A 22,539-nucleotide genomic window follows, 5' to 3' on the forward strand; every position below is an offset into this window, starting at 1 on the left:
ATGATTACGTATAACGGCGGGCCAACTCATCGATATGTACCGCATGATCACCCTCACCGATTGCGGAAAACTTCCATTCGCCATTATGTCGATACAACTCTCCGCAAATGAGAGCCGTCTTGCCGGCATAACTCTCAGAAAGGTTAAATCGAACAAGCTCCTCAGAGCCCCGTGCATCGAGAATACGGATATAGGCACGTTCGATCATTCCGAAATCCTGCTTACGGTTGATGCAATCGTAAATGTTGACCACAATGAGAATTTTGTGCACATCGGCAGGAACGGCCGTCAGGTTGATTTTGATCTGCTCGTCATCTCCCTCGCCTTCGCCGGTAAGGTTGTCCCCACTGTGAACGACGGATCTGCATGCGCTCTGCTTATTATGAAAACAAACGAGATTGCTCTCCTTCGTTAACCTGCCTTGATCGTCAAGCAAAATGGCCGAGGCGTCACAATCGATGTCCGCCTGTTTCTTTCTTCCGAAAAAACCACGGGCCACGACAGGATCCCATCCCAATCCGGCAATGATGTGAGTCAGGCCTGTCTTTCCTTTGGTCAGGTCAATCTTCTGTCCTTTAACCAGACTGATTCCAGCCACTGATACTCACCTCCTTTCAATAATGATTCAAAGCCATCCCGAAGTCTGTCTTTCAGCCTGTATTAAAGGTTGAATTCGCCTGGATTCAGACCAAGCACCGTGCATATCTCGGCTACAACTTGCCGTTCCTGATCGTCGAAATTCCCGTCTGCTGCACCAATGGCGCTGCACACACCTACAATGACCCGAGCAACTTCAGGTTTGGATTTAAACTTGCCGATCGCTTTTAATGCCTCTTGTTTCCCGATCTGCGGTGAAAACTCGAAGTTAGACACGTAGTAATTGAAACGCTCGATCACGACAGCCATGTCGAATACTTTCAATTCTTGGCTCAAATTGATGTATCCGGCCATCTTGTTCTTCTCCGATGCGTCGATCGTGCCGTCCGCAAACGCTACCAATGCGCAGCCAGCAACAACGGCATCCATAAAATCTTTGTTTTTAAACTTTTTGACTTGGTCCTCAAGTCCCTGTTTAGCTGTATTCAACCAGTTACGAAAAGAGCTCATCCTGATCCTCCATCTACCTTTTTTCATATTTACGAAAATTCAAGAGATTAAAACATGCAATTTCTCATCTAAAAAATGATAGAAATCAAAGTTAAATTATTCCTCTACTATACTCTTTTTTTTGTCATTTTTCTACATATAAAAGTAAAATATTACTCTCATTACTCTCTGTGTAACGAAAACGACATCCTATTTCGACTTTTTTTCCACAATACCCCAATATGTATTTCGCATGATTTCTCCCCATGATTTCATCATAAGAAAAAAGAACTACAATGTACATGAAACAAAATAACCCGGGCATTGCAGCCCAGGCACATTTGCTTTCTCCCATTTGTACTCTGCTTCTCCGTTCCTCTACGCCTCGCAAGAGAGGTCCTGACACCCAGAAGAATTCCATGCGACAGTCAGCCGATCCGGCTGTGCGGAGGTTACTTCGCTTTCTCGAAATCCGCCTGCTGCTGCTGATAAATCTCGTAGAAATCGTCCCATACCAGCACGTTGTCCTTCTCCTTGCTCCACCAATCTTTGTACCAAGCCTCGATTTCAGGACCGCCTCCCTGCGCCCACTTCTGCCGGGCTTCCGTATCGGCCTGTTCCACCGTATATTTGCTGCCGCCGATGATCGAGCGGGTATATATGTCGTTAATCGCCGTCGTTACGTTGGTGAGCTTCACCTGCAGCTCCTTCGGCAATTGCGGCATATGCTCCGAATGCGTGACTCCCTCGCCGACCGGCAGATCGCTCATGTACACTTCCCGCGCTTCCTTGAAAAGGCGAAGACCTTCCTTTTGCGACGGAATATCGTCGCTGAACAGCATCTCGGTATACCCGCATTTGCCTTCTTCCAAGCGGCTGTACAGCATGGAATAATCTCCGGCCCAGCTGACTTCCTGCTTGTATTTCTCCTGGTCGGAGATGCGCGGGCAGCCTTCTTCGTTGAGCGTATAATGCGTGCCTTCAAAGCCGTTCTTGAAGGTCCTGCCCGATTCCGTTTTGGTCAGGAAATCGATGTACTGCATAACGGCTTCAGGATTTTTGGCACGGGCATTGACCACGGCGGTCATTTGCACCGGGTTGTTCCAGACCATCGTATACTGCCCCACCGACGTTGACGGCAGCGCAATGACCTTCAGCTTGGCCTCGGGAACGTTCTGCATCAATGTATCCAGTTCTTTGGCGGCAAAACCGGTATAATCCGAAGTCATCGCGGCATACATGCCGATTTTTCCGTTCAGGAAATCCTGTTTGGACTTGGCTCCGTCCTTGTCGGTAAGGAAATCTTTGTCGACCACGCCCGCCTCGTAGAGGGCACGTTTGAAGGCCGTCGCCTCTTTCATGTGGTTCGGCCCAACGACGAGCTCGCCGTTCTCCACGTTCACCCAGTTGGCATTAAACATGTAGCGGAACAGTCCGGCCGTATCCCCGAATTGCAGGCCGCCGATGCCGTACGTATCCTTCACGCCGTTCCCGTCCGGGTCCTGTTCCGCAAACGCCTTGGCCACCGCGAGCATCTCCGCTTCGTTCGTCGGCACGTCCAGATTCAGCTTCTCCAGCCAATCCTCGCGGATGAAAAAGCTGGTCAACGGAAACACCTCGTTCATGCGGCCGACTTCGTACAGCTTGCCGTCGCTTTTGATGCCTGCCTTCCTAAGCTGCGGATATTTCTCCAGCAGCGCTTTGTATTCCACGCTCGAATTCGCGATCAGGTCATCCAGCGGCATCAGCTGCTTCTGATTGAACAGCGTGTTGCGGATCGGCGTCCCGAATTCGAAAATGACGTCCGGCGCGCTGCCGGAAGCAAAGAGCACATTCAGCTTGGACTGCGATTCCCAGCGCGGAACGGCCGTATATTTTACGTTCACGGGACCGTTCTCGTTGATCCATTTGGACCACATGTTGTCCTCGATCGTACCCATGCCGCTCGGCACCGCCCCGCGGTCATAGATCGTCGACGTAATGCTGCCGCGCGCTCCTTCCCCATCCGCCGGTGAGCCTTCCCCGTTTCCGCTGCCGCAGCCTGCCAGCACTCCGCCAATCAAGCCGAGTACAAGCCCCGACTTCAACCATGCCTTGATCGAAACCGCCATAGATCAGACCCTCTTTCTTTGTATGATATGAAACGAAACTGCCGGAACAACCGAATGCCACTCCAGCAACATCAAGTCAGCCCTTGATGGAGCCAAGCATGACGCCTTTCACGAAATACTTTTGCAAAAACGGGTATACGGCCAGAATCGGAATCACCATCACGATGACCGCGGCAGCCCGGATGCCTTCCGGCGTCAGGTTGGAAATCATCGTCGGATCGGTGAAATCCTGCACGTTCAGATTGGACATGATCATGTTCTGGACCAGCACTGTCATGTTGTACTTCGACGTATCGTTGATATAGATCATGACGCTCATGAACGAATTCCAATAGCCGACGCCGTAAAAGAGCGCAATCGTCGCCAGCAGCGGCTTGGATAACGGCAGCACGATGCGGAACAGCAGTCCCAGCTCGCTGCAGCCGTCGATGCGTGCCGCCTCATCCACTTCGCCGGGCAAATTTTCGAAATACGAGCGCATGATCAGCATATTGTACGTGCTTACCAATCCCGGCAACCACAGTGCCCCGTAGCTGTTTACGAGCCCCAGGTTCTGCACGACCAGATAGGTGGGAATCAAGCCCCCGTTGAAAATCATCGTGAACACCATTGCCATCGTGAAAAAGCGGCGGTGATAAAAATGCCTGCGCGACAGCGGATAAGCCGCCATGATCGTAACGGCCATGCTGAGCCCCGTGCCGATCAGCGTGATTTCCACGCTGTTCCAGAACGCGTTCAGGATCGGGGTGCCCGTTAGCAGGCTTTGATAGGAAAACCACGTAAAATCGACAGGCCACAGTCCGACCTGGCCCGACAGCACGGCCCTGGCGTCGCTCAGCGACAACGCTATAATATTGAGCAAGGGCAGGATGCAGCTCAGGGCGACCAGCGACAACAGCGCGTAATTGACGATGTAGAATATTTTTTCTCCACGGGTCGTTCTCACGTTCCCCCTCCTCACCACAAACCTTCGTTAAATCTTCTGGCAATATAGTTGGCGCAAAAAATGAGGATGAACGCAACCAGCGACTCGAACAATCCCATAGCCGTGGTCAGGCTGAACTGCGCTCCCTGAAGCCCCGTACGGTAAATGTACGTGCTGATGACGTCCGCGACCTCGTTGACGTTGGAGTTCTGGAGCATGTAGACCTGATCGAACCCGACCTCCATGACACGTCCCATCGACAGGATCAGCAGCAGGATGATCGTGGATCGGATGCCCGGAAGCGTCACATGCCAGATCTGCCGCAATTTGCTTGCCCCGTCCATCTGCGCCGCCTCGTATTGGCTCGGATCGATGGTCGTCAGTGCCGCCAAAAAAATAATGGCGTTGAAGCCCATGTCCTTCCAGATGCCCGAGCCGACGAATACGGCGATCCAGGAGCCTTTGTTGTACATGAACGGGTACGGTTCCCCCCACCATGCTTCGACCCAGCGGTTGACGATGCCATTCTCCAGCGAGAATACGGTCATAATCATCATCGCGATGATAACCCAGGAGAAAAAGTGCGGCATGTACACGATGGTTTGCACCGATCGTTTGAACGCCATGTTCTTGACCTCATTCAGCATGATCGCCAGCACAATTGGAATCGGAAAACCCACGATGATGCTGAGCAGGCTGAGGAACAGCGTATTGCGGATAATCTCCACCGTGCGCGGGTCGCTGAACAATGTTTCAAAATGCAGGAATCCTACCCAAGGGCTGTTCCAGAGGCCATCGTAGAAATTGTAGTCCTTGAAGGCGATGACCAGCCCGCCTATCGGGGCATATCGGAAAATCAGGTAAAACAGGACCACAGGCAAAAACATCAGGATAAGCGGAATGTTCATTTTGAATCGTCTGATTCGCTGCTGCCGAATTCGTTCTCTTACTTCGCTCTGGGGCGTTTGAAATCCGGGCGGTCCTGCGGTAAGCTGCCCTTTCATATGCCTCCTCCTCTCTCGGCTGTTGTGTACATAGCTGTATTGTAGAAAATTATGTAAGCGCAAACATTCGATATTTACCGATCCTTTATCAAATTTCTACGCAAAAAAAGCTCCCGCTTGGGGAGCTCTGCCTATCCTTCCCGGCCATGCTGCTTGCGATAGGCCCGCGGAGATAACCCGGTCAACTGTTTGAATACGGTCGTAAAGTAGCTCGAATTATCGAACCCGGTCTGTTCCGCGATGGCCGCCATGCTCTGGCGGGTGTTCTGAAGCAGCAGCTTGGCCTTCTCGATCCGCAGCTTGCTGACATACTGGCTGAATCCTTCGCCGGTTTCCTTTTTGAACAGGTGGCTGAGATAGTTGGGAGTCACATGGACGTGGGCGGCGACGGTTTGCAGCGTGCAGCTTCCAGCATAGTGCACGTCGACGTAATTCATGACCCGCGTAACGACATGATCCTGTTGCTCCCTCAGGAGGCGCTCCAGCAGGTGCAGCCACTCCTCGCTCTTTCGGCGGGACCACGCCGCCACCTCCGGCATGGAGTGCATCCATAGTAATGGATCCGTTCCTCTGGCAGCGCCATCCGCAGGCTCCCTGAAATTGAAGTGCTGCGTCAGCATGTCTTCCATGACCTGCAGCAGCCTGTGAATTTCGGCTTTGCCATCCGGCAGCGGCATGCGCGAGGCCTCGTCCAGCCATTCCCCGACACGCGCCTCCAGGGTCTCAAGCTGCCTGCTGAGCAGCAGCCCCGTCAACTCCGTCTTCCATCGTTCGATCCGTTCCTGTTGATTGAATTGGTTCATGATGTGCAAGTCCGCCTGCTTGCGGCGAAACCTGTCGTACGCTTTGCGCAGCACCCGGCACGCTTCGTCCAAGGAGAACGGCTTGAGCAGAAACTCAATGGCGCCATAACGAATGGCGCGCTGTGCATACTCGAATTCCCGGTATCCAGTCAAAATGATGATCATGACGTCCTGGCCGCGGTCATGAAGACGCTCGGCCAAGTCCAGCCCGTTCATCACCGGCATGTTGATGTCCGTGATGATCAAATCGGGCGAGCAGCGATCCACGGCCTGCATAGCCTCCTCCCCGTCCGCAGCCTCGCCAACGACTTCCCAGCCCAGCGGATTGCTGCCTACCATATGAACCAGGCCCTGACGGATCAAGGCTTCGTCATCGACTACCAGCATACGTCCATTCACTGTATCGTCTCGCCTCCTTGTTCGATATGTTCCCCTTCCACCTGATTCGTCAGGTACGGCAGGCAAAGACGAATCAGCGTTCCCTGCCGCGCGCCGCCGGATTCAATCTGGACCCCGTAAGGCTCCCCGTGGATCAGTTCGATGCGCCGGAGAACGCTGCGCATGCCGATATGCTGGCGCTCTTCCCCGGCTTCTTCCATCGGAGCCATAATACGCTCGATCGTCCTTTCATCCATGCCGCAACCATTATCCTCAACTTCGATGATAAGCATCTCCGGCTCGCCTGGTTGCGCATCCTTCATCCGAGCATGAATGTGCAAATGGCGGTTGTTCTTTTGGTTTGCAAATGCGTGCACAAAGACATTTTCCACAACAGGCTGCAGCAGCAGCCGGATCATCTCGCAGTGATGCAGATTTGGCGGCACGGAAATGACGACCGATAATTCCTCGGGATACCGCGCCTGCTGAATCTGCACATAATGGTTGATTAACGTCATTTCGTTCTCCAGCGTGGTCATCTTATGGACGGGCTCCAACGTATACTGAAGCATTTCGGACAGCGCCGTGACCAAGCGGGCGGATTGCTCGTCCCCGAGCATATAAAATTTCCAGAAAAACATGCTCAGCGTGTTATACATGAAATGCGGATTCAACTGGGCCTGAATAGCTTTGAGTTCCGCCTGCTTCTCGCTCAACTCGCGCTCATACACCTCATGGATCAACGTATCGATCCGGGAAGCCATCGCGTTGAACCGTTCCCCGATGAATCCCAGCTCATCCGACGTCTCGACGGGAACGCGCGTATCGAACCTTCCGTCCCTCACCCGCTTCATCGCATGGACCAGTCTGGCCAAGGGGCGCAATAACCTGCGGCTGACGACCGTGATGATGATCCAGGAGCACAGCACGCTGGCCGCCGCCGAAAAGACGGCCACCTGCACGATGATTTTGCCTTTTTGCTGGATCTGGGCCAGGGACACTTTGCTCACCAGCGTCAGCTTGGCTTTGTCCGACGTCTGTTTCGTGTACAAATGGGTCGTCCCGTTTTCATCCCGGATCTCCGTGGCTCCCATGTTCAGCCGGGTAAGCGGCGGGGGATCGGCATCCTGGTTGCGAAACGCGTAGATCATCTCTCCGTTCCCGTCCAGCAAATAAGCCGCCACATCCTCGTTCAGGCGCAGGTCTTTGAGATAGGATTCGAACAAGGACGTGTTGAACAAAATCAGCATTACGCCATAGGTTTCCAGGTCCACCGATTTCATCAATCGCCCGGCCATAATCCAGTTCGACTTCTCCTCCTGCGCGAAGGCATCCTTATTCAGGCGGTTCCAGACATACTCTCCGCCCGTTCCCTCCAGCTTATGAACGAAATCCGCCAAAAAGGCAGGGTCCATCTGTTGAAAGGAGCCGGCAAACGCACCAAGATTGAACATATTTCCCTTCAGGTCGTAAATGCGGATTCCCATAATTTCCGGCGCATCGAGACGAACCTGATAGAGTTGGTCATCCAACTCGTCCTCCAGCTTCATCTGGTCGTACGAGGAAATGCCTGCCACCTGGTCCTTTATGGCGTTCTTCACCGAAGGGTTCAGCGTGATGTAATCCGTCACCTTGTACATGTCGTTCACCCTGGAGTCGAGCCTCGCCAGCACCTGTTCTGCCGTCAATCCGTATTGGCGGCTGACTTCTTCGTTAAACAAGTCGATATGGATGCGATAGGTGATCAGCCCCGTTAATCCCGAGATGACCACCGTAGCCACAGATAAAATCAATATCAGCTTCGTCCTGAATTTAAAGCGTTTCCAAAAACGTCCTCGCCAAAGCATCAGCACCGATCCCCCTGCTCCGAGCCTCATGGCTTTTCTTGTAAAAAGATACCATACCCCTTCCCAAAAAAACAGAAAAACTCCGACCGTGTCATCTTCGGTCAGAGCCGTTTATGTTGGGTATATTTTATGGAGTCGCAGTATCTTCCTGCTCGGCCAGTGCGTTCTCCAAACGTTCCTGCTCATTCGTTGACAGCAAAATATTAAGCAAACCCATGGCATTGTTGGTCGCGGTTCTAGCTTCCTTGTAAGTCTCTGCGAAGGCCGTCTCATCCTGTTCCGGATCGATGGCGGCCAACCTGCCCCATGCCTGACGAGCCTTATCATAATGCTCGCTTAACGTAATGTCATACGGATGCTGGGCGACGGGAGCCATAGAATCAAATTTCGCCGCAGTCTCAAAAAAGTTCATGGAATCCCTGAACGAGCTGCTGGCGTAGTCCTTGTCGTTCATGGCTTTCTCGGTAAGCAGCAGCCCCTCGCGGGATATAAACAATGTTTTGACCATCGCCCGCTCCAAATTGGTTGCTTCCTCCCAGGTCACATAGGAGACATCAGGCGCCTGTGCCGTTGTAAAAAACGGAAATGCATCGTCAATCAGACGCTGGGAATCGCTATGAATCGGTATGCCCGTATTCATATCCACCACGGCATCGCTGTAATTGGCGATGTTAATGTTTTTTGCATCGTTCTGGCTAACCCGGCGGACCGGGTGATCGGACAGCGGCACGCGTATGTATCCAAGACGGTCTGCGTACTTCTCCTGCAGCTCTTCCAGGGTTGAATCAAAGCCGATTTTCCCTTGATCTGCAGCAGCATCCGCAGTCCCGGTTCCCGAATCGGATGTGCCTGCAGACGTACTTGATACATTTTGCGAATCTCCATTTCCCGCTGCAGGCGAATTCGAGCTTTCGGCTGCCGTTGCTGCCCCGCCTTGCCCTGCAGCAGACGAATCCGTCTCCTTTGCCTTCCCTCCGCATGCTGTCAGCATGACGGCCAGCACACTGACCACCGCAATTAAACGGATAGATCGATTCCATTGCATCATTCATCTTCCCCTTGTCCTTGGTTGTACGCACTTTCATATAACAAGCATGGTTCATACCCAAAACATGGTGTACATTCTATCATAAGTTTGCTAGGAGAGGATATCAGACGATGTACCCGTGCCTTTCGGTGGCCTTTCCTTCATTGCATGGATCATTAGAATTACATAAGATAACCCTTGCCCAAGCCTTTCTTTAGAGAAAAACAGACCGCGTTTTCAGCGATCGGCATTCAAATCGAGCTTCGTTGACCGCAATAGTAAATCACACTAGGTCATTACGAGTGCAGTACCGTATTCCGATCGCTGTTATCCCCAGATTTTTTCGAATCCCCTTTTTCAAAGGGAAAATCCAGTGAACAGTCTATGCTTCCGATGCAGCTTTCTTTCAGAAAGCTTTTAAGCGACCGCTTCGCTTCTCCAGATTGGTTCTGCCTCTCCGTTAACGTGTGCATGTTTTTGCGGTTTATATAGTCTAAAAAAAGCGCCATTCTCCTTGAAGAGAATGGCGCTGATGCCCAGCTTATTTGATCCCTTTGGCTTTCTCCATATGCTCTGCACGGATCTCGGAGTTCGTTGCATTGGCCGCGCACAACAACTCATGAATCGTTTGAATATCCTGTTCCGAATATCCCTTTCCCGTAGATTCGGTCTCCAGTTTTTCCGTTTTGCGAACGATGGTTTCTACCAACTCGTGATCGTAGACGACCAGTTCATCGGATTGCATGTAACGGACATCCGGGTCTACGCTAATGCGGCAGCGATTCGTAAACGTGACGACGGAGACGATTCGTATGCCTGCGTAATCGCCGAGGTGCGCCTGAATGGCCTGAACATGTCCCCGATGCTGCATGAGCGGGTTGTACATCTTGACTTTGCTGGTGCTGACCGTCCAATTGGCATCCCGCCGACCGCCGCGAATCTCCCCTGTGGTCATGCTGCGCGTCTCGATCACGAATACGCACCTCGGGCCAATGACGACATGATCCACCTGCGAATATCCCGAACGGGACTTGGAGTTGGGCACAAGCAGGTCGTTCAGGTGTTTGTAGCCATCCGGCAGAAGGTTTAACCGCTCGGCCGTTCTTGGCTCCTCGATAGCACTTAACCATTCCGAATCGATGCCCTTTCGCCGGCTGCGGGAACGTCTTAATGCTGCCGGGGCGCTTTCTTTGAGCGAACGTGTCGAAACCGCGACATTGTCGGCCGGCGCTGGTTGCGTCTTGAACAGAGACAGGATTCTCTTGAACATGGGCAAGCTCCGTTCTATAGGGAATATGAATCATGAAAAACTGGTTTATTATGTAAATACATTCGAGCAAACCGTATGTAGATCCTTCATTTCTTATTTCGGATGATTCGCGGCAAAATTAAAGGGGGATTTCCGATTTTGCCCGGTTTTTTTACGCATACCTATGAATATTTAAACAATTTTGTGACTTTTGACTCATATTTGTGCGAAAAAACGTGTCCTCATGTTTTTATAAGGACACGTTTTTAGAGATGCAATTCATTTTCCAGTTCAAGATGCTTTCGGGAAACAGACCTTGCTAATCTTTAAGCTTGCAAGTAATACGTATATAACACCTGAGTGCCTTTTTCGTCGAGTCCGTTCCGGGCTATTTCCTGATACAGCGACTCAGCCAGCGCCAATCCTGGCGTTTTCATGCCCATGGCCTTGGCAGATTCCAGTGCAATGCCCATGTCTTTAATAAAATGCTTCACGAAAAATCCAGGCTCATAGTCGCCTGCAATCATGCGGGGACCCAGGTTGCTGAGCGACCAGCTGCCCGCTGCTCCCGTAGCAATGCTTTGGAGCACGTTTTCGGGGTCCAACCCGGACGTTCTGGCGTACGCCAACGCCTCGCACACCCCCATCATGCCTGAAGCAATGGCAATTTGGTTGCACATTTTCGTATGTTGGCCTGCCCCTGCTTTTCCTTGCAGCACGATATTGGTTCCCATGCACTCGAACAACGGACGTACGGCTTCGAAATCTTCCCTTTTGCCACCAACCATGATGGACAGCTTCGCATCGCGGGCTCCGATATCGCCGCCCGATACAGGCGCATCCAGCACATGCAGCCCTTTCGATTCCGCGGCTTCCGCGATTCTCTCAGCGAGCAGCGGGCTGGAGGTGGTCATATCGATCAAAAACGTTCCGGTTTTGGCGCTGTCCAGCAAACCGTTCTCTCCCAGGTAGATCTCTTCCACATCTTTCGGATACCCGATCATGGTGATGACGACATCACATGCGGCGGCAAGGCTCGCCGGCGTATCATGCCAGATGGCGCCTTCCTTCACCAGCTCTTCCGCTTTGGAAGCGGTTCGGGTGTACACATGAAGTGGATAACCGGCCTTTTGGATATGTCGGGCCATACTTTTGCCCATCACGCCCGTACCGATAAATCCGACATGCGTCTCGCCAGGTGTTTTCGAATGGATCATCGCAGGTTTCCTCCCATTTTCTCTATGTTTTGCTTGGATGCTTGTTCAACACTTGCTTAGTTCAATGTTATAGCTTTTGGCCGCTTCCGTCCATCCTTTGCAGCCGCTCCACATTAAATACATCATGCAGGAATTGAAATTCCATATGCTGCACATCCTAACGCATACTTCCTTGATCTCTTTCGAAAGGAGGCTGCGTCCTTGAACCACTCCAAAAACCAGATTACCATCTGGTTGTCCTTTTCCATCATTTTGCTGAGTGCCGGCCTCGTGTGCCACGTCTTGTCCATTTCGGCGATCCTGGAAACGGCAGGAAGGGACGGTTGGCTTTCCGTCGTGGCTGCCGCGCCGCTCTTCATGCTGTTCCTTTGCATGCTGTTCATTATCGTTCGCCGAATTCGGGGTCAGCGATTGACGGACTGGATCAGTCGCGAATTCGGCATCATTCCTTCATGGATTTTTCGGATTACCGCCGTCATTCTGCTGCTGTCCTTGGGCACTCATACGCTGTATGAAACGACCAACTGGACGGTGTCGACCTACCTTCAGTTCACTCCGCCATACGTTCTGGCCGGGGGCGGAGCGCTCGTAGCCGCCTGGTCTGCCGCCAAGGGCATTCGCTCGATTGCCATGACCTCCAGCCTGTTGCTGCCCTTCGTCATTCTCCTGGGTTATTTTGTCGCGTCCGCCAACTTGAAGTACAAGGACTACTCCCTGCTGTTCCCGCTCATGGAAAACGGATTTGAGCCTGTCTGGAGAGGCATGTTCTATTCCCTTGCCGGATTGATGGAGATTTGGATTCTCATGCTGTTCCAGCATGACATCCGGGGCAAGATCCGCTGGTGGCATTTATTGCTGCTTGGTTTGTTCATTCTCAGCATGGCCATCGGGCCCACAATCGGCGCCATCGTTGAATTCGGTCCCGAGGAAGCCGCCAAGCAGCGCATCAGCCCTTATGAGCAGTGGAAGCTCGTGAACATCGGCAAGCTTTTGCAGCACGTTGATTTTCTATCCATTTACCAATGGCTTAGCGGTTCCTTTGCCAGACTTGCCATCTCCATTTACTTAATGGTGGACCTTCTGGATATTCGCAAGCCAAAGAAACGATACATCGCCATTTTATCCATCGCCTGCATGATGAGCGCAATGGCCATGCAATGGTGGCGGATCGACTATGTCGACTATTACGTAAAACACATTCAGTTTCCGGCCATGCTCGCTTACGTGTCCATCGTAACGATTCTGTTGACCCTGGCAGCGCTCATACACCGAAAGGACAAGGAGGTACCGGATCATGGCAATCACGACTCCATCCAACACAAATAACCGCGCCGAACCATTCCGGTTGAACGAACATAACCTGCGAACATTCTTCTCAGGCTCCGACGACGTAATCATCGCCAGCCACATGATCGGGGACGCTCCTGCCCAAATCGTCATGGTTTATTGCAGCGGCATGGTAAACAGCAAGGAGATCCAAGAGACCATTCTGCCCGCCATGGTCGATGCCTACGAGGGTACCCGCTTCCTTCGCGTTTCGGATATCGAAAAAGCCGTGCGCATCCAGTGGACGCGCCTTGATTTGCAGGACCCGGCTTTCGGCACCGAACTGATGTCCGTTCGCGTGTTTGAAGGCCACATGCTCATCGCAATCCCTTCCCTGCAGGCCATATGGAGCATCGACGTCTCGAATATGCCGACCCGTACCCCGGACGAGTCCTCGACCGAGGTGTCCATTCGTGGAGCCAAAGACGGATTCATCGAACCGATCGCGGTCAATGTGGCCCTCATCCGCTCGCGTGTGCGCACCGCCCAGCTTGCCTGCAACTTCGAAGTCATCGGCACGCGGTCCCCGACGAAGGTCGCGCTCATGTATCTCAAAAACATTGCCAATCCGGAACTCATCGAACATGTCCAGAACCGTCTTCGGCAAATCAAGACCGAACGGCTTATCACCGCCAACCAACTGGAAGAATTGTTGTCTCCCTCAAAAGTCACGCTGTTCCCGGTAACCCATTATACGGGGCGACCTGACTTTGCCGCCGAATGCTTGCTCAACGGACGTTTTATTCTGATCGTGGACGGAAACCCAAGCGTCATTATCGGTCCGGTGAACCTGTTCCTGCTGCTCAAATCGCCGGAGGATGCCAATTTCCCTTTCCTGTCGGTGAATACGGGGCGTTTGCTGCGCTTTTTTGGCCTGCTGACCACGATCTTCCTTCCGGGTTTCTATATCGCGCTGACTTCGTACCATATGGATCAGCTTCCGTTTCCGCTCGTCGCCACCATCTCTGTCGGACGGATGGGGCTGCCTATGGAATCCGGCGTGGAAATGTTCCTGATCATGCTGTTGATGGAGCTGTTCAGAGAGGCCGGGGTACGTTTGCCCAGCGCGATCGGGCAGACGCTGACCGTCGTTGGCGGCCTGATCATCGGGGATTCGGCCATCCGCGCCGGCATGGTCTCGCCGCTGATGATCGTCGTCATTGCGGTCACCGTCGTCGCCGGAGCAACCGTCGTCAACCAGGTGATGACCAGTTCCGTCCTTATACTGCGTTTCCTTTGTTACGTGCTCGGCGCTTCTCTGGGCATTTTTGGATTCATCCTGTCACTGATCCTGTTCCTGATCTACCTGACAGACCTCAAATCGTTCGGCATTCCCTACTTGACGCCATTGACTCCGCTGAATTTCAAACAAGCCGTCGCGGCGCTCTTCAAGCTGCCTAAAGGGTTCAACAAACGCAGGCCCGTCTATCTGGAAACGCAGGAGCCGAACAAGAAAGGAAAGCGGCCATGAAACATATGCTGCGCAGAAGTTTGCTTGGCATGGTGTCGTTGTCCCTGTGTCTTCTTACAAGCGGGTGCTGGAGTTCATTCGAAATTCAACAAGTGGATTACGCCAAAGCATTCGGCATCGACTACAAAGACGGAATGTACCATCTATACATGCAGTCCCTGGATTTTTCAAGCATCGCCAAAAGCGAGGGTTCCGGCAAAACGTCTTCGCCGCCTCCGGTATGGGTCGGCCATGCCGAAGGCAAAACGCTAAGTCTTGCCCTGAACGAGCTGTTCCGGACATCCCAGCTGCACATCGCGTGGGGGCACGTCACTTCCATCGTCATGGCCGAGAGCGTGTTGACCAGCAAACATATTAAAGAAGTTTTTGATATGGTGGGGCGTTTTCCCGAATCCAGATATACGGTCTGGGTATACGGCACGCGGGAGCCTTTGGAAAAAATTTTGAGCGCAACATCCATCTACAACTTGAGTCCGCTGGACAGCATTCTCCATAATCCGCTGCCAAGCTACATGGAAGAATCCCTTTTTCCTCCAGTGCTCGGCTTTCAGCTGATCGCCACGCACAACGATCCGGCAACGACCACCTATTTGCCATGTATCGCGCTGAATGACAACCATTGGACGGAGAACGAAAAGAAGCAAGATCTGTTTTATATCGAAGGGGCATTTTTCGAAAAGTCGGGTTCCTCGTTCGAGTATTTCCCCCATAGCCAGCTTCCGGGCTATCATTGGCTGCGGAAGGACATGAGAAGGGCTGCCCTGCTCCTGCAAAAGGACGGCGAAATCTACGGCGCGTTAAGCGTTGGTCTGCCCAAGATCAAAATCAAACCGATCGTTCAAGGAAACCACGTTGCGTTTGATATCAAAGCCAAGTACCTGACCGCGTTGTACGAATATCTGGTGCCTATCTCGTATGACGAAATGGTCGCGATGAGCGAGGTCAAGCTGCGGGAGCAGATACTGCAAACCTACCGCCACGGCTTGAAGCGAGGGATCGATATCTTCGGGCTGGAAGAAGAACTGTACCGCCAACATCCGAAGCTATGGCGCAAGCTGTCCAACGACGGGAGCAGGCTGATCATCGATGAAGACTCCATCCGGAAACTCGACATTCACCTGACGATCCCATATACTGGAAAATACAAAAGAAAAGTATAGCTTCATCCTGTTGATACCGGATCGGCTCTGTATCCAGGAATAGCAAAACACCCCCATATTCATTGGACGCAGGCCATGACAGGGGGTGTTGTATTCGTTTGACCCTTCGAGCTTGGAAAAGGTCATGCGCATCCAGGCATGCACAAACTCACTGCATGTTGTAATACTGCATGATTCTCATGCGCATAGTCAGGATCAACAGCTGCGGGAGCATGACCACGCCAATATAGACCAGTACGATCAGCCACAAATGCGCCGCAAAATTTTCCGCTCCGGCGGACGGTTTCGGAAGCTCGACAAAATACCACCAGCACGGGATGGCGACCAACCACGTCAGCGCGGTGGATATGAAAAACTCCTTGATCCCCCTCCATAAAAAACAAAACGCAACCCCAAAGACGATGGGTCCCTCCCATGAATGCAGGATTGGCCCGAAGCTGCTAAACCAAAAGATTGTTGCCGGGTACAACAGCGTGATTCCCCAGCGGATCAGGGGATGCTCGTATAGCTTCATCTCATTTCCTCCTTTTCGGTCCCGCGCGCATAATTTCCATTATGCGGTTCATACTACGTTCAGGAAAATATTGAGGGAGTGACCAAGGTGAAATCCAGAACATGGTTGACTGCCGGAGCAGTAATCGTCTGCTGCACGCTGCTCTGGGGATGTACGAACACAGACCGCAGCCCGTCCCCATTGGCAAATAACGCGGACGTTGTCCAGCCCGAAGGTTTCGGCGATCTGAAAAGGTTGGAAGCTTCCCACCTGGAAGCACTGGAGCGCATGGAGAAAGACCACATTCACCGCATGGTGTCCCTAAGCGCCCGCACCGATGAGGATCGCGTCATGACCGTGCTCGATCGTTCCAGCCAGAAGCTGGAGGAAATGCGGCCGTTGGCTGAAATGCTGCAATACCAGGGACATCCTGCCCTTTTGCAGCGTATTCAAGAGATGTCCAGCGACATCCTGGGCTCCCAGACTGTTCTTGCCCAAATGAAAAAGGTCGCAAACGACGGCAGCATCAAGATCCAATCGTCCAAAACGGATGCGCTGCAACACATCAACAGCTTCAACGACTATCATCGCTATATTCGGGAAGAGGTTCAGACGCTGAGCGGCGAATCCCAATCAACCAAGTCCGTGCGTTGACGGCTTGGATTCGACCATGAAACAGATTAGGTGGGTATGGTGCATTCCCGTCTAATCTGTTTTTGCATGCACATGCGCTGATCTTGTAACATAACCCCCGACAACCCGCTCGGTCCCCTATTATAGATCATCTATACCCGCCAAGGTAGCTGGTCATCCAAAAACAGGAAAATAGTCACCGTATCATTCCAATTAGAGCTGTGGCTCATTGGATGGGTATAGGCTGTTGTTACCAGAATCGGAGTTGGCTTAACGAACCTGACACGTCTTATTTGGCCTGTTTGTGCCTGCGATCATTTCTAAAGAACCTGAGACACGTTATCCGTGCAAAATCAGCTCCGGATCGCCTACTTTGGTGCATATAAGCTCGCTGATGTTCGTTAGAAATTCGGGACTGTCCATTTCCCCGAAATAAGGTTCCTGATGTTCGTTAGGCCTGCACCGCCGCTTCAAGATTCATTCCGGTCGGCTGCAAAAAGAGGCCCTCTCCGCTGTCGATCCCGTATTCAGCATCATGCCAACGGACGTTCACATCGGCCATCGGAATGATCTGAGCAGGATGCTCCATGACGAGCGATACAGGGAATACCGTTCCCCCATCTGCCAGCACGCACGCATTCTGCATTTCGTAGATCGTCGGAATCATCGCTTGTCACCCTATGGTAAAAATCCCCGAGCATACCACATCCCTATTCCGCCCGTCCCCCTTGCCTCAGTGAAGCAACTTAACGAAAAAACGGCCTGGACTGGAAAGTACCAGTCCAAAACCGCTCTGATCGGACGATGCGATATAATTATGGATTATGCCGAAAGTACGGCATTCAAACAGATTGCGCCATGTTCGCGCACGTTGACCACGATGACCGGCGTATCCAGCATGCCGCGCATCCAGTTCATGTACTCTTCGGCCTTGTCGTTCGGCACGATCGCCAGAATAACGCCGGCGAAACCGCCGCCATGAACGCGGCACGCGCCATCGTCCAATTGGGCCAAATAGTTCTCCGTCAGCGCAAGCGCGACCGAGATTTCCTGTTCGCGCACGGCACCGCTCTGATATACGTTCTGCAGCCATTTCCACGAGGAGTTGCCCGATGCCGTAATCAGGGACAGGAAGTCTGCGAAACGTCCTTCGCGCAGAGCCTGCACCTGACCGTCCACGCGTTTGTTCTCTTCCAGGAAATGAAGCGCGCGCAGCACCGCCCGGTCCCCGGCCGCTTCGCGTATCGCAGGCAGCTTGGCGTAGATGTCTTCCTCCGAAATATCGCGAACGTACTCTCCGCCGAGCGCCTCGGCCACCGCTCTCATTTCGTTCGGCACGGAGGCATAATCTTCGGTCAGGTCGGCATGGTTGCCGCCCGTATTTACGATGACCAGAGAATAACCATTCTCCTGGAAGTTCCAGTTCACAGGTTCGATCACAGGCTCGGCTGCATTGGCAAAATCGATCGAGATCAGTCCGCCGTACGCACATGCCATCTGATCAAGCAAGCCGGACGGTTTGTTCCAGAAATTATTTTCCGCATACTGTCCGATCTTCGCCAGCGTCACGACATCCAATCGGCCTTCATTGTAAAAATGGTTCAGTATCGTGCAGATCAGCATCTCGAACGATGCGGAAGAGCTCACGCCGGACGCCGAAAACACGTTGCTGGAGATGTCCGCCTGGAACCCGCCAACGTTGTATCCGAACTCCACGAAGCCTGCTGCCATGCCGCGGATCAGCCCGGTTGTTCCATCGTCTTCGCTGTTGGGCTTCAAATCCGCCAGATCGATGACGTACTTTTTGTCGTATCCCTCGGAATAAAACGTAATCACGGCGTCGTCCGTCGGCACGGCCGCTGCAATCGTATCCAGCGTAATGCTGCCCGCAAGCACTTTCCCGTGGTTATGGTCCGTATGGTTGCCGCCGATCTCGCTGCGTCCTGGCGAACTGAATAATTGCACTCCGTCCTGTGCGCCAAAATGCTGCCGGAACGACGCATCCAGCTTCTCGTAACGTGCTGCCTGCTCCTCGACGTGCTGCGCTCCGTACATTTGGGCCAGCAATGCTTGTCCCTTTGCCGATCTGATGATCTCTGTGATCTGTGTCATCTGTGTATTCCTCCCGTTTCATATGTAAGCGGTATAGTTTTGGATTATCCATGTTGTTCTGGTCGAAAAAATATCGCGTTTACCTCCCCCATTATCTCAGCTTCCGAAGGGAAAAGGTAGGGCAGTTTTGAAATTTGTAAGCGTTTTTTGAAAGATGTGTCCGAAAGGGGACTTTATGGTCCAGAACATACCTCTAGGCGACGGTCCGGCAGCTTCCGGAAGCTGCCTTCGGGGAATGGAACAGGTGTCCTTGCACGGAAAAAGCACTTGAATGCCTTCCCGATATCCACTAAATTTGTATTTAATGGAAACTGGGACTTGCAGCCTCATTTATGGGATACATACTTTTGAACATGGGAGGTCTTGATGAAAACCAAAACGAACTACGCCAAGCTCTTTGCCGCGTTCTCCATCACGTTCCTGGGGGACGGTCTCACCATAGCGGCAGTGCCTTGGCTGATTTCCACCCTCACCAGCGATACGCTGTATGCGTCCATCACGATGACCGCGTTACGTCTGCCCTGGCTGCTTTTCAGTTTGCCCATCGGCGTCCTGATCGATCGCTATTCACGCAAACACCTGTTGGTCGGTGCCGGCATGGTCCGCATGGTCCTGCTTGTTTTCATGACCTTGTGCGTGTGGAGCGGATGGATCAGCATTCCGGCGCTGGCCCTGTTTATGTTCGGCATCGGCGTCAGCCGGGTCATATTCGACAGCACCGTGCAGACGATCCTTCCACAGATCGTGGATGAACGCAAACTGGAAAAAGCCAACGGCCAGTTTACCGCAGGCCAGCTGATCACGAGCGACATTCTGGGCGTGGCGCTGGGCGGGTTCATTCTCGGCATGCACATCGTCTTTCCTTTTGCCATCGATGCGGTTACGGCAGTTGTCGCGGTCTTGCTTCTGATCGGATTGAAGGGGACCTTCACACCAGGGCAAACCGCCAATCTCGATGTACCGGCTGCGCCGGAGCATGGACAAGCCTCCAAGCCTGATCGGCCCATGACCAACTGGCGGCGGGAGCTTGGGGAAGGCATTCGGTACGTGATCCAGGATCGTTTCCTTCGCGGCTTGGCACTGCTATCGGTTACCGTGACCTTGATGTATGCCGTCATTTTGTCGACGCAAATCTTTTTCGTGCGGGAAGTGCTGCATCTCGAACCGCATGCGTTCGGTATGCTCATTGCTATTGCCACCGTGGGCAGCATTATCGGCAGCCAGGCCGTAGCCCGGATGCGCAACCATTGGAACGCCAAGCAGCTTATCTTGCTATGCGTGCTCAGCATGGGCGTAATCTATGGTCTGGTGGGCCTTACTAAGAACGCTTATGCCGTGGGGGCATTGTACTTCTGCGCGGCCTTTTTCATCGTCGTTTACAACGTGATCCGTTCCTCCATCCTGCAGCGTTCGGTGCCCAATGAGCTGTTGGGCCGAGTAGGCAGCGTGTTTCGTTTTCTTTCGTTCGGCATTAGCGCCATCGGTACGTTTCTCGGCGGATTGTTGGTCCGGGTTAGCGAAAACTGGCTGGATCGGGAACTCTCCTTGCAGCTGCCCTATCTGTTGCTGAGCGCAGTCTACCTGCTCTCCTGCTTGTTGTTTGCCGTGAATTTAAGAAGTCATCCGGCACAAACAAACCACGCCTCACGAATGTGATCCGAATAATCATCCATTGTGCATAGCCAAAAACCTTTGAGTTCTCGCTGCTGCCTGGAGCGAATCATCAAAGGTTTGATTTGCGTACCTATATAAACCGCAATCACAAATCACACCAGGCCACTGCGAGTGCAGTACCATCTTCCGATCGCTGTTATCCCCAGATTTTTTTCAAAGGGAAATCTCATTGAATGGTCGACATTTGTGCCGAAATGGACACGCTGCCGTCCTTCACGACCACCTCGTTGAAAAATGGCTCAAACAAGGAAGCCGGCACATACGTAACGCCTTTATGCGTTTGGACCGGTGCGGGTAAATCCACTTCTTGCGTCAGGTTAATGATCTTCAATTTCCCGGTAAATTGAACCGCTTGGCTGCCGCTTTTCACCAACACCCATTGAATGCCGTCTTCCACGCGAACCGCCTTCTCTGCCGGCATCCAACTTACGGTGTACCCCAACGCCTCTGCCGTTTGGCGCAAAGGAACCATCACCGCTCCTTGTACTTCATAGGGCGAAAGAGCGTGGCCGTCCGGCTCCACGATTTTTCCGTTGACCTTTAACGTGTACGACGGAGAAGCTTTTCCCGTGCCGGCGTTGGACGCTTTTGCTTTCGCTGCATACGCAGCGCCTGCCACCGTGACCACGCAAAGTGCAGCGAGCAGCATATAATATACTTTTTTCATGTTACGCCTCCTCTCTACGATTTCATCCATCGCTTGTCTTCCTTTATAAACGGGATTATACGGCGTTTTGTTTCATCATGATGATCATGGAGACCCCTTAACTCATCATAACAACAAAACAAAGGAAAGCAGGGCACACAACCTCCCTACTTCCTATGTATTTTCCAGACTGCATGGATTGGATTGAAGCAGACTCTCCTCTACCTTTAAGAAGAACCATCGGATTGTTCCGTAAGAAACAGTTGTTTGCAGAACTCCGCATACGTCGGAACCTGATCCAGCTTATAATTCATGATTTTGTTGATCAATCCTTCTACAATGGTCTGGGACAGATCGTCCCGTTCCTGCGGTCTGACCTCGCTCCTCATCTTCTGAATAACCGGTTGAAAGGCGTTGATGATGCGCAGCATGCTATCCCGATCACCACGCTGTGCTTTTTGAACTTCATCATAGAACTCAATGTTTCCTGGATTCATCTTTAATCACCGCTTTGATGACTTCGATCAGATTCCCTATGTTCAGGGAAAGCTGGTCCAGCTTTTTTTCGAATCGTGTGAACAAATACAACGTGATCATAATGGGGAAACCGACTTGACTGATCCCTGCGATTAGCGTCGAAATAGAACTTTGGTCCATCGCTTATTCCCCTCTCGCCAGTATCGTTTTCATTTTTTTCAATGCCGCGTTTCTCGTCTTCGCTACAGCCTGTTGGCTGACCTGAAGACTGCTGGCAATTTCATGATCGAAATATCCTTGTCCGTAATATAATGTCGTCACTTTCTTCTGTTTTTCCGTCAACCGCTCAAATGCCGACTCCACCTGTTCGTTCTCAAAACCTCCCCTGAACCGAATCGTCTGCTCATCCGATATCGGGGCTTCATATGAAGCTTGATATGCAGTTATCGTTTCCCCAAGTCGCGTGTCCGAATCTTCCGCGGATGGTTTGTCATAGATAAGCACATTGCGGGTGGCATAACGCTGATTGCGCCTCATCTGATCCAAACTCATGAATTTGAGCGAAAGCGTAATGTACGTAATGAACCGGTATTGGAACAAATAACGCCGAAACGACTCGTTCAGTTCTTTTTCCTTCCCCTCCTCGCCTCTGATCGACTGGATTAACAGCCTTCTGTGCTTTTCCTGCTCAAAAAAGGTGGCAACGACCCGGTTCGTAAATAACGCGGGATGCTGCTGTTTGTACTCTTCAAACTGTGCGCTCCATGTTTGCGTGGCGTAATCGCGATGTCTTTCCAGGGTGCTCATCCGACTCCCCCTCCTTCATTCTTTATATATAAGAAGGCGAAATTCAATCCCTTAAAAACAACCAAAATAAGAACACTTGTTCGTTTTATTATA

At 52.2% G+C, this 22,539-nt stretch carries 22 protein-coding genes; 5 read left to right on the forward strand and 17 right to left on the reverse strand.

Annotated features, from left to right (window positions below; translation table 11 throughout):
• Positions 1–4 precede the first annotated feature (4 nt).
• From L6H98_RS27855 to L6H98_RS27900, 10 genes are all read right to left on the reverse strand, one after another.
• Positions 5–598 carry a TerD family protein gene (locus tag L6H98_RS27855; protein WP_236420964.1) on the reverse strand — a complete coding sequence of 198 codons (594 nt, stop codon included), beginning with the start codon at positions 596–598 and terminating at the stop codon, positions 5–7.
• A gap of 62 nt (positions 599–660) precedes the next feature.
• Entirely contained in the window at positions 661–1,107 is a 447-nt protein-coding gene (locus tag L6H98_RS27860; RefSeq protein ID WP_236420965.1) for a tellurite resistance TerB family protein, read from the reverse strand.
• Positions 1,108–1,538: 431 nt separating this feature from the next.
• Positions 1,539–3,197: an extracellular solute-binding protein gene (locus tag L6H98_RS27865; protein WP_236420966.1), complete on the reverse strand. Its 1,659-nt coding sequence runs from the start codon at positions 3,195–3,197 to the stop codon at positions 1,539–1,541.
• A gap of 76 nt (positions 3,198–3,273) precedes the next feature.
• Positions 3,274–4,143, reverse strand: a complete 870-nt coding sequence (locus L6H98_RS27870; RefSeq protein WP_236420967.1) for a carbohydrate ABC transporter permease — start codon at positions 4,141–4,143, stop codon at positions 3,274–3,276.
• A gap of 11 nt (positions 4,144–4,154) precedes the next feature.
• On the reverse strand, positions 4,155–5,126 hold the full coding sequence (locus L6H98_RS27875) for an ABC transporter permease subunit (protein ID WP_236420968.1): 972 nt from the start codon (positions 5,124–5,126) through the stop codon (positions 4,155–4,157).
• Positions 5,127–5,257: 131 nt separating this feature from the next.
• The gene (locus L6H98_RS27880) at positions 5,258–6,328 is read right to left on the reverse strand and encodes a response regulator (RefSeq protein ID WP_236420969.1); all 1,071 of its coding nucleotides are present in this window, start codon (positions 6,326–6,328) and stop codon (positions 5,258–5,260) included.
• Positions 6,325–8,154 (reverse strand): sensor histidine kinase, encoded by a 1,830-nt coding sequence (locus tag L6H98_RS27885; RefSeq protein ID WP_236420970.1) that lies wholly within the window; start codon positions 8,152–8,154, stop codon positions 6,325–6,327. The genes L6H98_RS27880 and L6H98_RS27885 overlap by 4 nt, the downstream gene beginning before the upstream one ends.
• Before the next feature lie 127 nt (positions 8,155–8,281).
• Positions 8,282–9,202 carry a hypothetical protein gene (locus L6H98_RS27890; RefSeq protein WP_236420971.1) on the reverse strand — a complete coding sequence of 307 codons (921 nt, stop codon included), beginning with the start codon at positions 9,200–9,202 and terminating at the stop codon, positions 8,282–8,284.
• 520 nt (positions 9,203–9,722) lie between these two features.
• The gene (locus tag L6H98_RS27895) at positions 9,723–10,451 is read right to left on the reverse strand and encodes a nuclease-related domain-containing protein (RefSeq protein WP_236420972.1); all 729 of its coding nucleotides are present in this window, start codon (positions 10,449–10,451) and stop codon (positions 9,723–9,725) included.
• Positions 10,452–10,756: 305 nt separating this feature from the next.
• Entirely contained in the window at positions 10,757–11,647 is an 891-nt protein-coding gene (locus tag L6H98_RS27900) for an NAD(P)-dependent oxidoreductase (RefSeq protein ID WP_236420973.1), read from the reverse strand.
• 201 nt (positions 11,648–11,848) lie between these two features.
• Here L6H98_RS27900 and L6H98_RS27905 point away from each other — a divergent pair, with 201 nt between their 5' ends.
• Genes L6H98_RS27905 through L6H98_RS27915 form a run of 3 tightly spaced genes read left to right on the forward strand, consistent with a single transcriptional unit; the run spans position 11,849 to position 15,604 of the window.
• On the forward strand, positions 11,849–12,973 hold the full coding sequence (locus tag L6H98_RS27905) for an endospore germination permease (RefSeq protein WP_236420974.1): 1,125 nt from the start codon (positions 11,849–11,851) through the stop codon (positions 12,971–12,973).
• The gene (locus tag L6H98_RS27910; protein ID WP_236420975.1) at positions 12,942–14,444 is read left to right on the forward strand and encodes a spore germination protein; all 1,503 of its coding nucleotides are present in this window, start codon (positions 12,942–12,944) and stop codon (positions 14,442–14,444) included. The genes L6H98_RS27905 and L6H98_RS27910 overlap by 32 nt, the downstream gene beginning before the upstream one ends.
• A complete protein-coding gene (locus L6H98_RS27915; RefSeq protein WP_236420976.1) occupies positions 14,441–15,604 on the forward strand; it encodes a Ger(x)C family spore germination protein in 1,164 nt (387 codons plus the stop codon). The genes L6H98_RS27910 and L6H98_RS27915 overlap by 4 nt, the downstream gene beginning before the upstream one ends.
• Positions 15,605–15,752: 148 nt before the next feature.
• On the opposite strand, the gene L6H98_RS27920 is transcribed toward L6H98_RS27915, so the two are convergent.
• Positions 15,753–16,118, reverse strand: a complete 366-nt coding sequence (locus L6H98_RS27920) for a hypothetical protein (RefSeq protein WP_236420977.1) — start codon at positions 16,116–16,118, stop codon at positions 15,753–15,755.
• An 87-nt stretch (positions 16,119–16,205) separates the two neighbouring features.
• Between L6H98_RS27920 and L6H98_RS27925 the strand changes: the two genes are divergently transcribed.
• Positions 16,206–16,751, forward strand: coding sequence for a hypothetical protein (locus L6H98_RS27925; RefSeq protein WP_236420978.1), 546 nt, complete (start codon positions 16,206–16,208; stop codon positions 16,749–16,751).
• 430 nt (positions 16,752–17,181) lie between these two features.
• Here L6H98_RS27925 and L6H98_RS27930 read toward each other — a convergent pair whose 3' ends face one another.
• Together L6H98_RS27930 and L6H98_RS27935 are read right to left on the reverse strand one after the other, a co-directional pair.
• Positions 17,182–17,397, reverse strand: coding sequence for a hypothetical protein (locus L6H98_RS27930; protein WP_236420979.1), 216 nt, complete (start codon positions 17,395–17,397; stop codon positions 17,182–17,184).
• A gap of 155 nt (positions 17,398–17,552) precedes the next feature.
• Positions 17,553–18,842, reverse strand: a complete 1,290-nt coding sequence (locus tag L6H98_RS27935; protein ID WP_236420980.1) for a galactokinase family protein — start codon at positions 18,840–18,842, stop codon at positions 17,553–17,555.
• Positions 18,843–19,208: 366 nt separating this feature from the next.
• Here L6H98_RS27935 and L6H98_RS27940 point away from each other — a divergent pair, with 366 nt between their 5' ends.
• Positions 19,209–20,498 carry an MFS transporter gene (locus L6H98_RS27940; protein WP_236420981.1) on the forward strand — a complete coding sequence of 430 codons (1,290 nt, stop codon included), beginning with the start codon at positions 19,209–19,211 and terminating at the stop codon, positions 20,496–20,498.
• Positions 20,499–20,682: 184 nt separating this feature from the next.
• Here L6H98_RS27940 and L6H98_RS27945 read toward each other — a convergent pair whose 3' ends face one another.
• The 4 genes from L6H98_RS27945 to L6H98_RS27960 all read right to left on the reverse strand — a co-directional run bounded on the left by L6H98_RS27945 (position 20,683) and on the right by L6H98_RS27960 (position 22,446).
• Positions 20,683–21,183 carry a copper amine oxidase N-terminal domain-containing protein gene (locus tag L6H98_RS27945; RefSeq protein WP_236420982.1) on the reverse strand — a complete coding sequence of 167 codons (501 nt, stop codon included), beginning with the start codon at positions 21,181–21,183 and terminating at the stop codon, positions 20,683–20,685.
• A 206-nt stretch (positions 21,184–21,389) separates the two neighbouring features.
• Positions 21,390–21,659, reverse strand: coding sequence for a helix-turn-helix domain-containing protein (locus tag L6H98_RS27950; protein ID WP_236420983.1), 270 nt, complete (start codon positions 21,657–21,659; stop codon positions 21,390–21,392).
• On the reverse strand, positions 21,640–21,819 hold the full coding sequence (locus L6H98_RS27955) for a YvrJ family protein (protein WP_236420984.1): 180 nt from the start codon (positions 21,817–21,819) through the stop codon (positions 21,640–21,642). The genes L6H98_RS27950 and L6H98_RS27955 overlap by 20 nt, the downstream gene beginning before the upstream one ends.
• 3 nt (positions 21,820–21,822) lie before the next feature.
• Positions 21,823–22,446, reverse strand: a complete 624-nt coding sequence (locus tag L6H98_RS27960; RefSeq protein WP_236420985.1) for a sigma-70 family RNA polymerase sigma factor — start codon at positions 22,444–22,446, stop codon at positions 21,823–21,825.
• Positions 22,447–22,539: the final 93 nt, after the last annotated feature.

This window comes from Paenibacillus sp. JJ-223, assembly GCF_927798175.1.
Lineage (GTDB): Bacteria > Bacillota > Bacilli > Paenibacillales > Paenibacillaceae > Paenibacillus > Paenibacillus hubeiensis.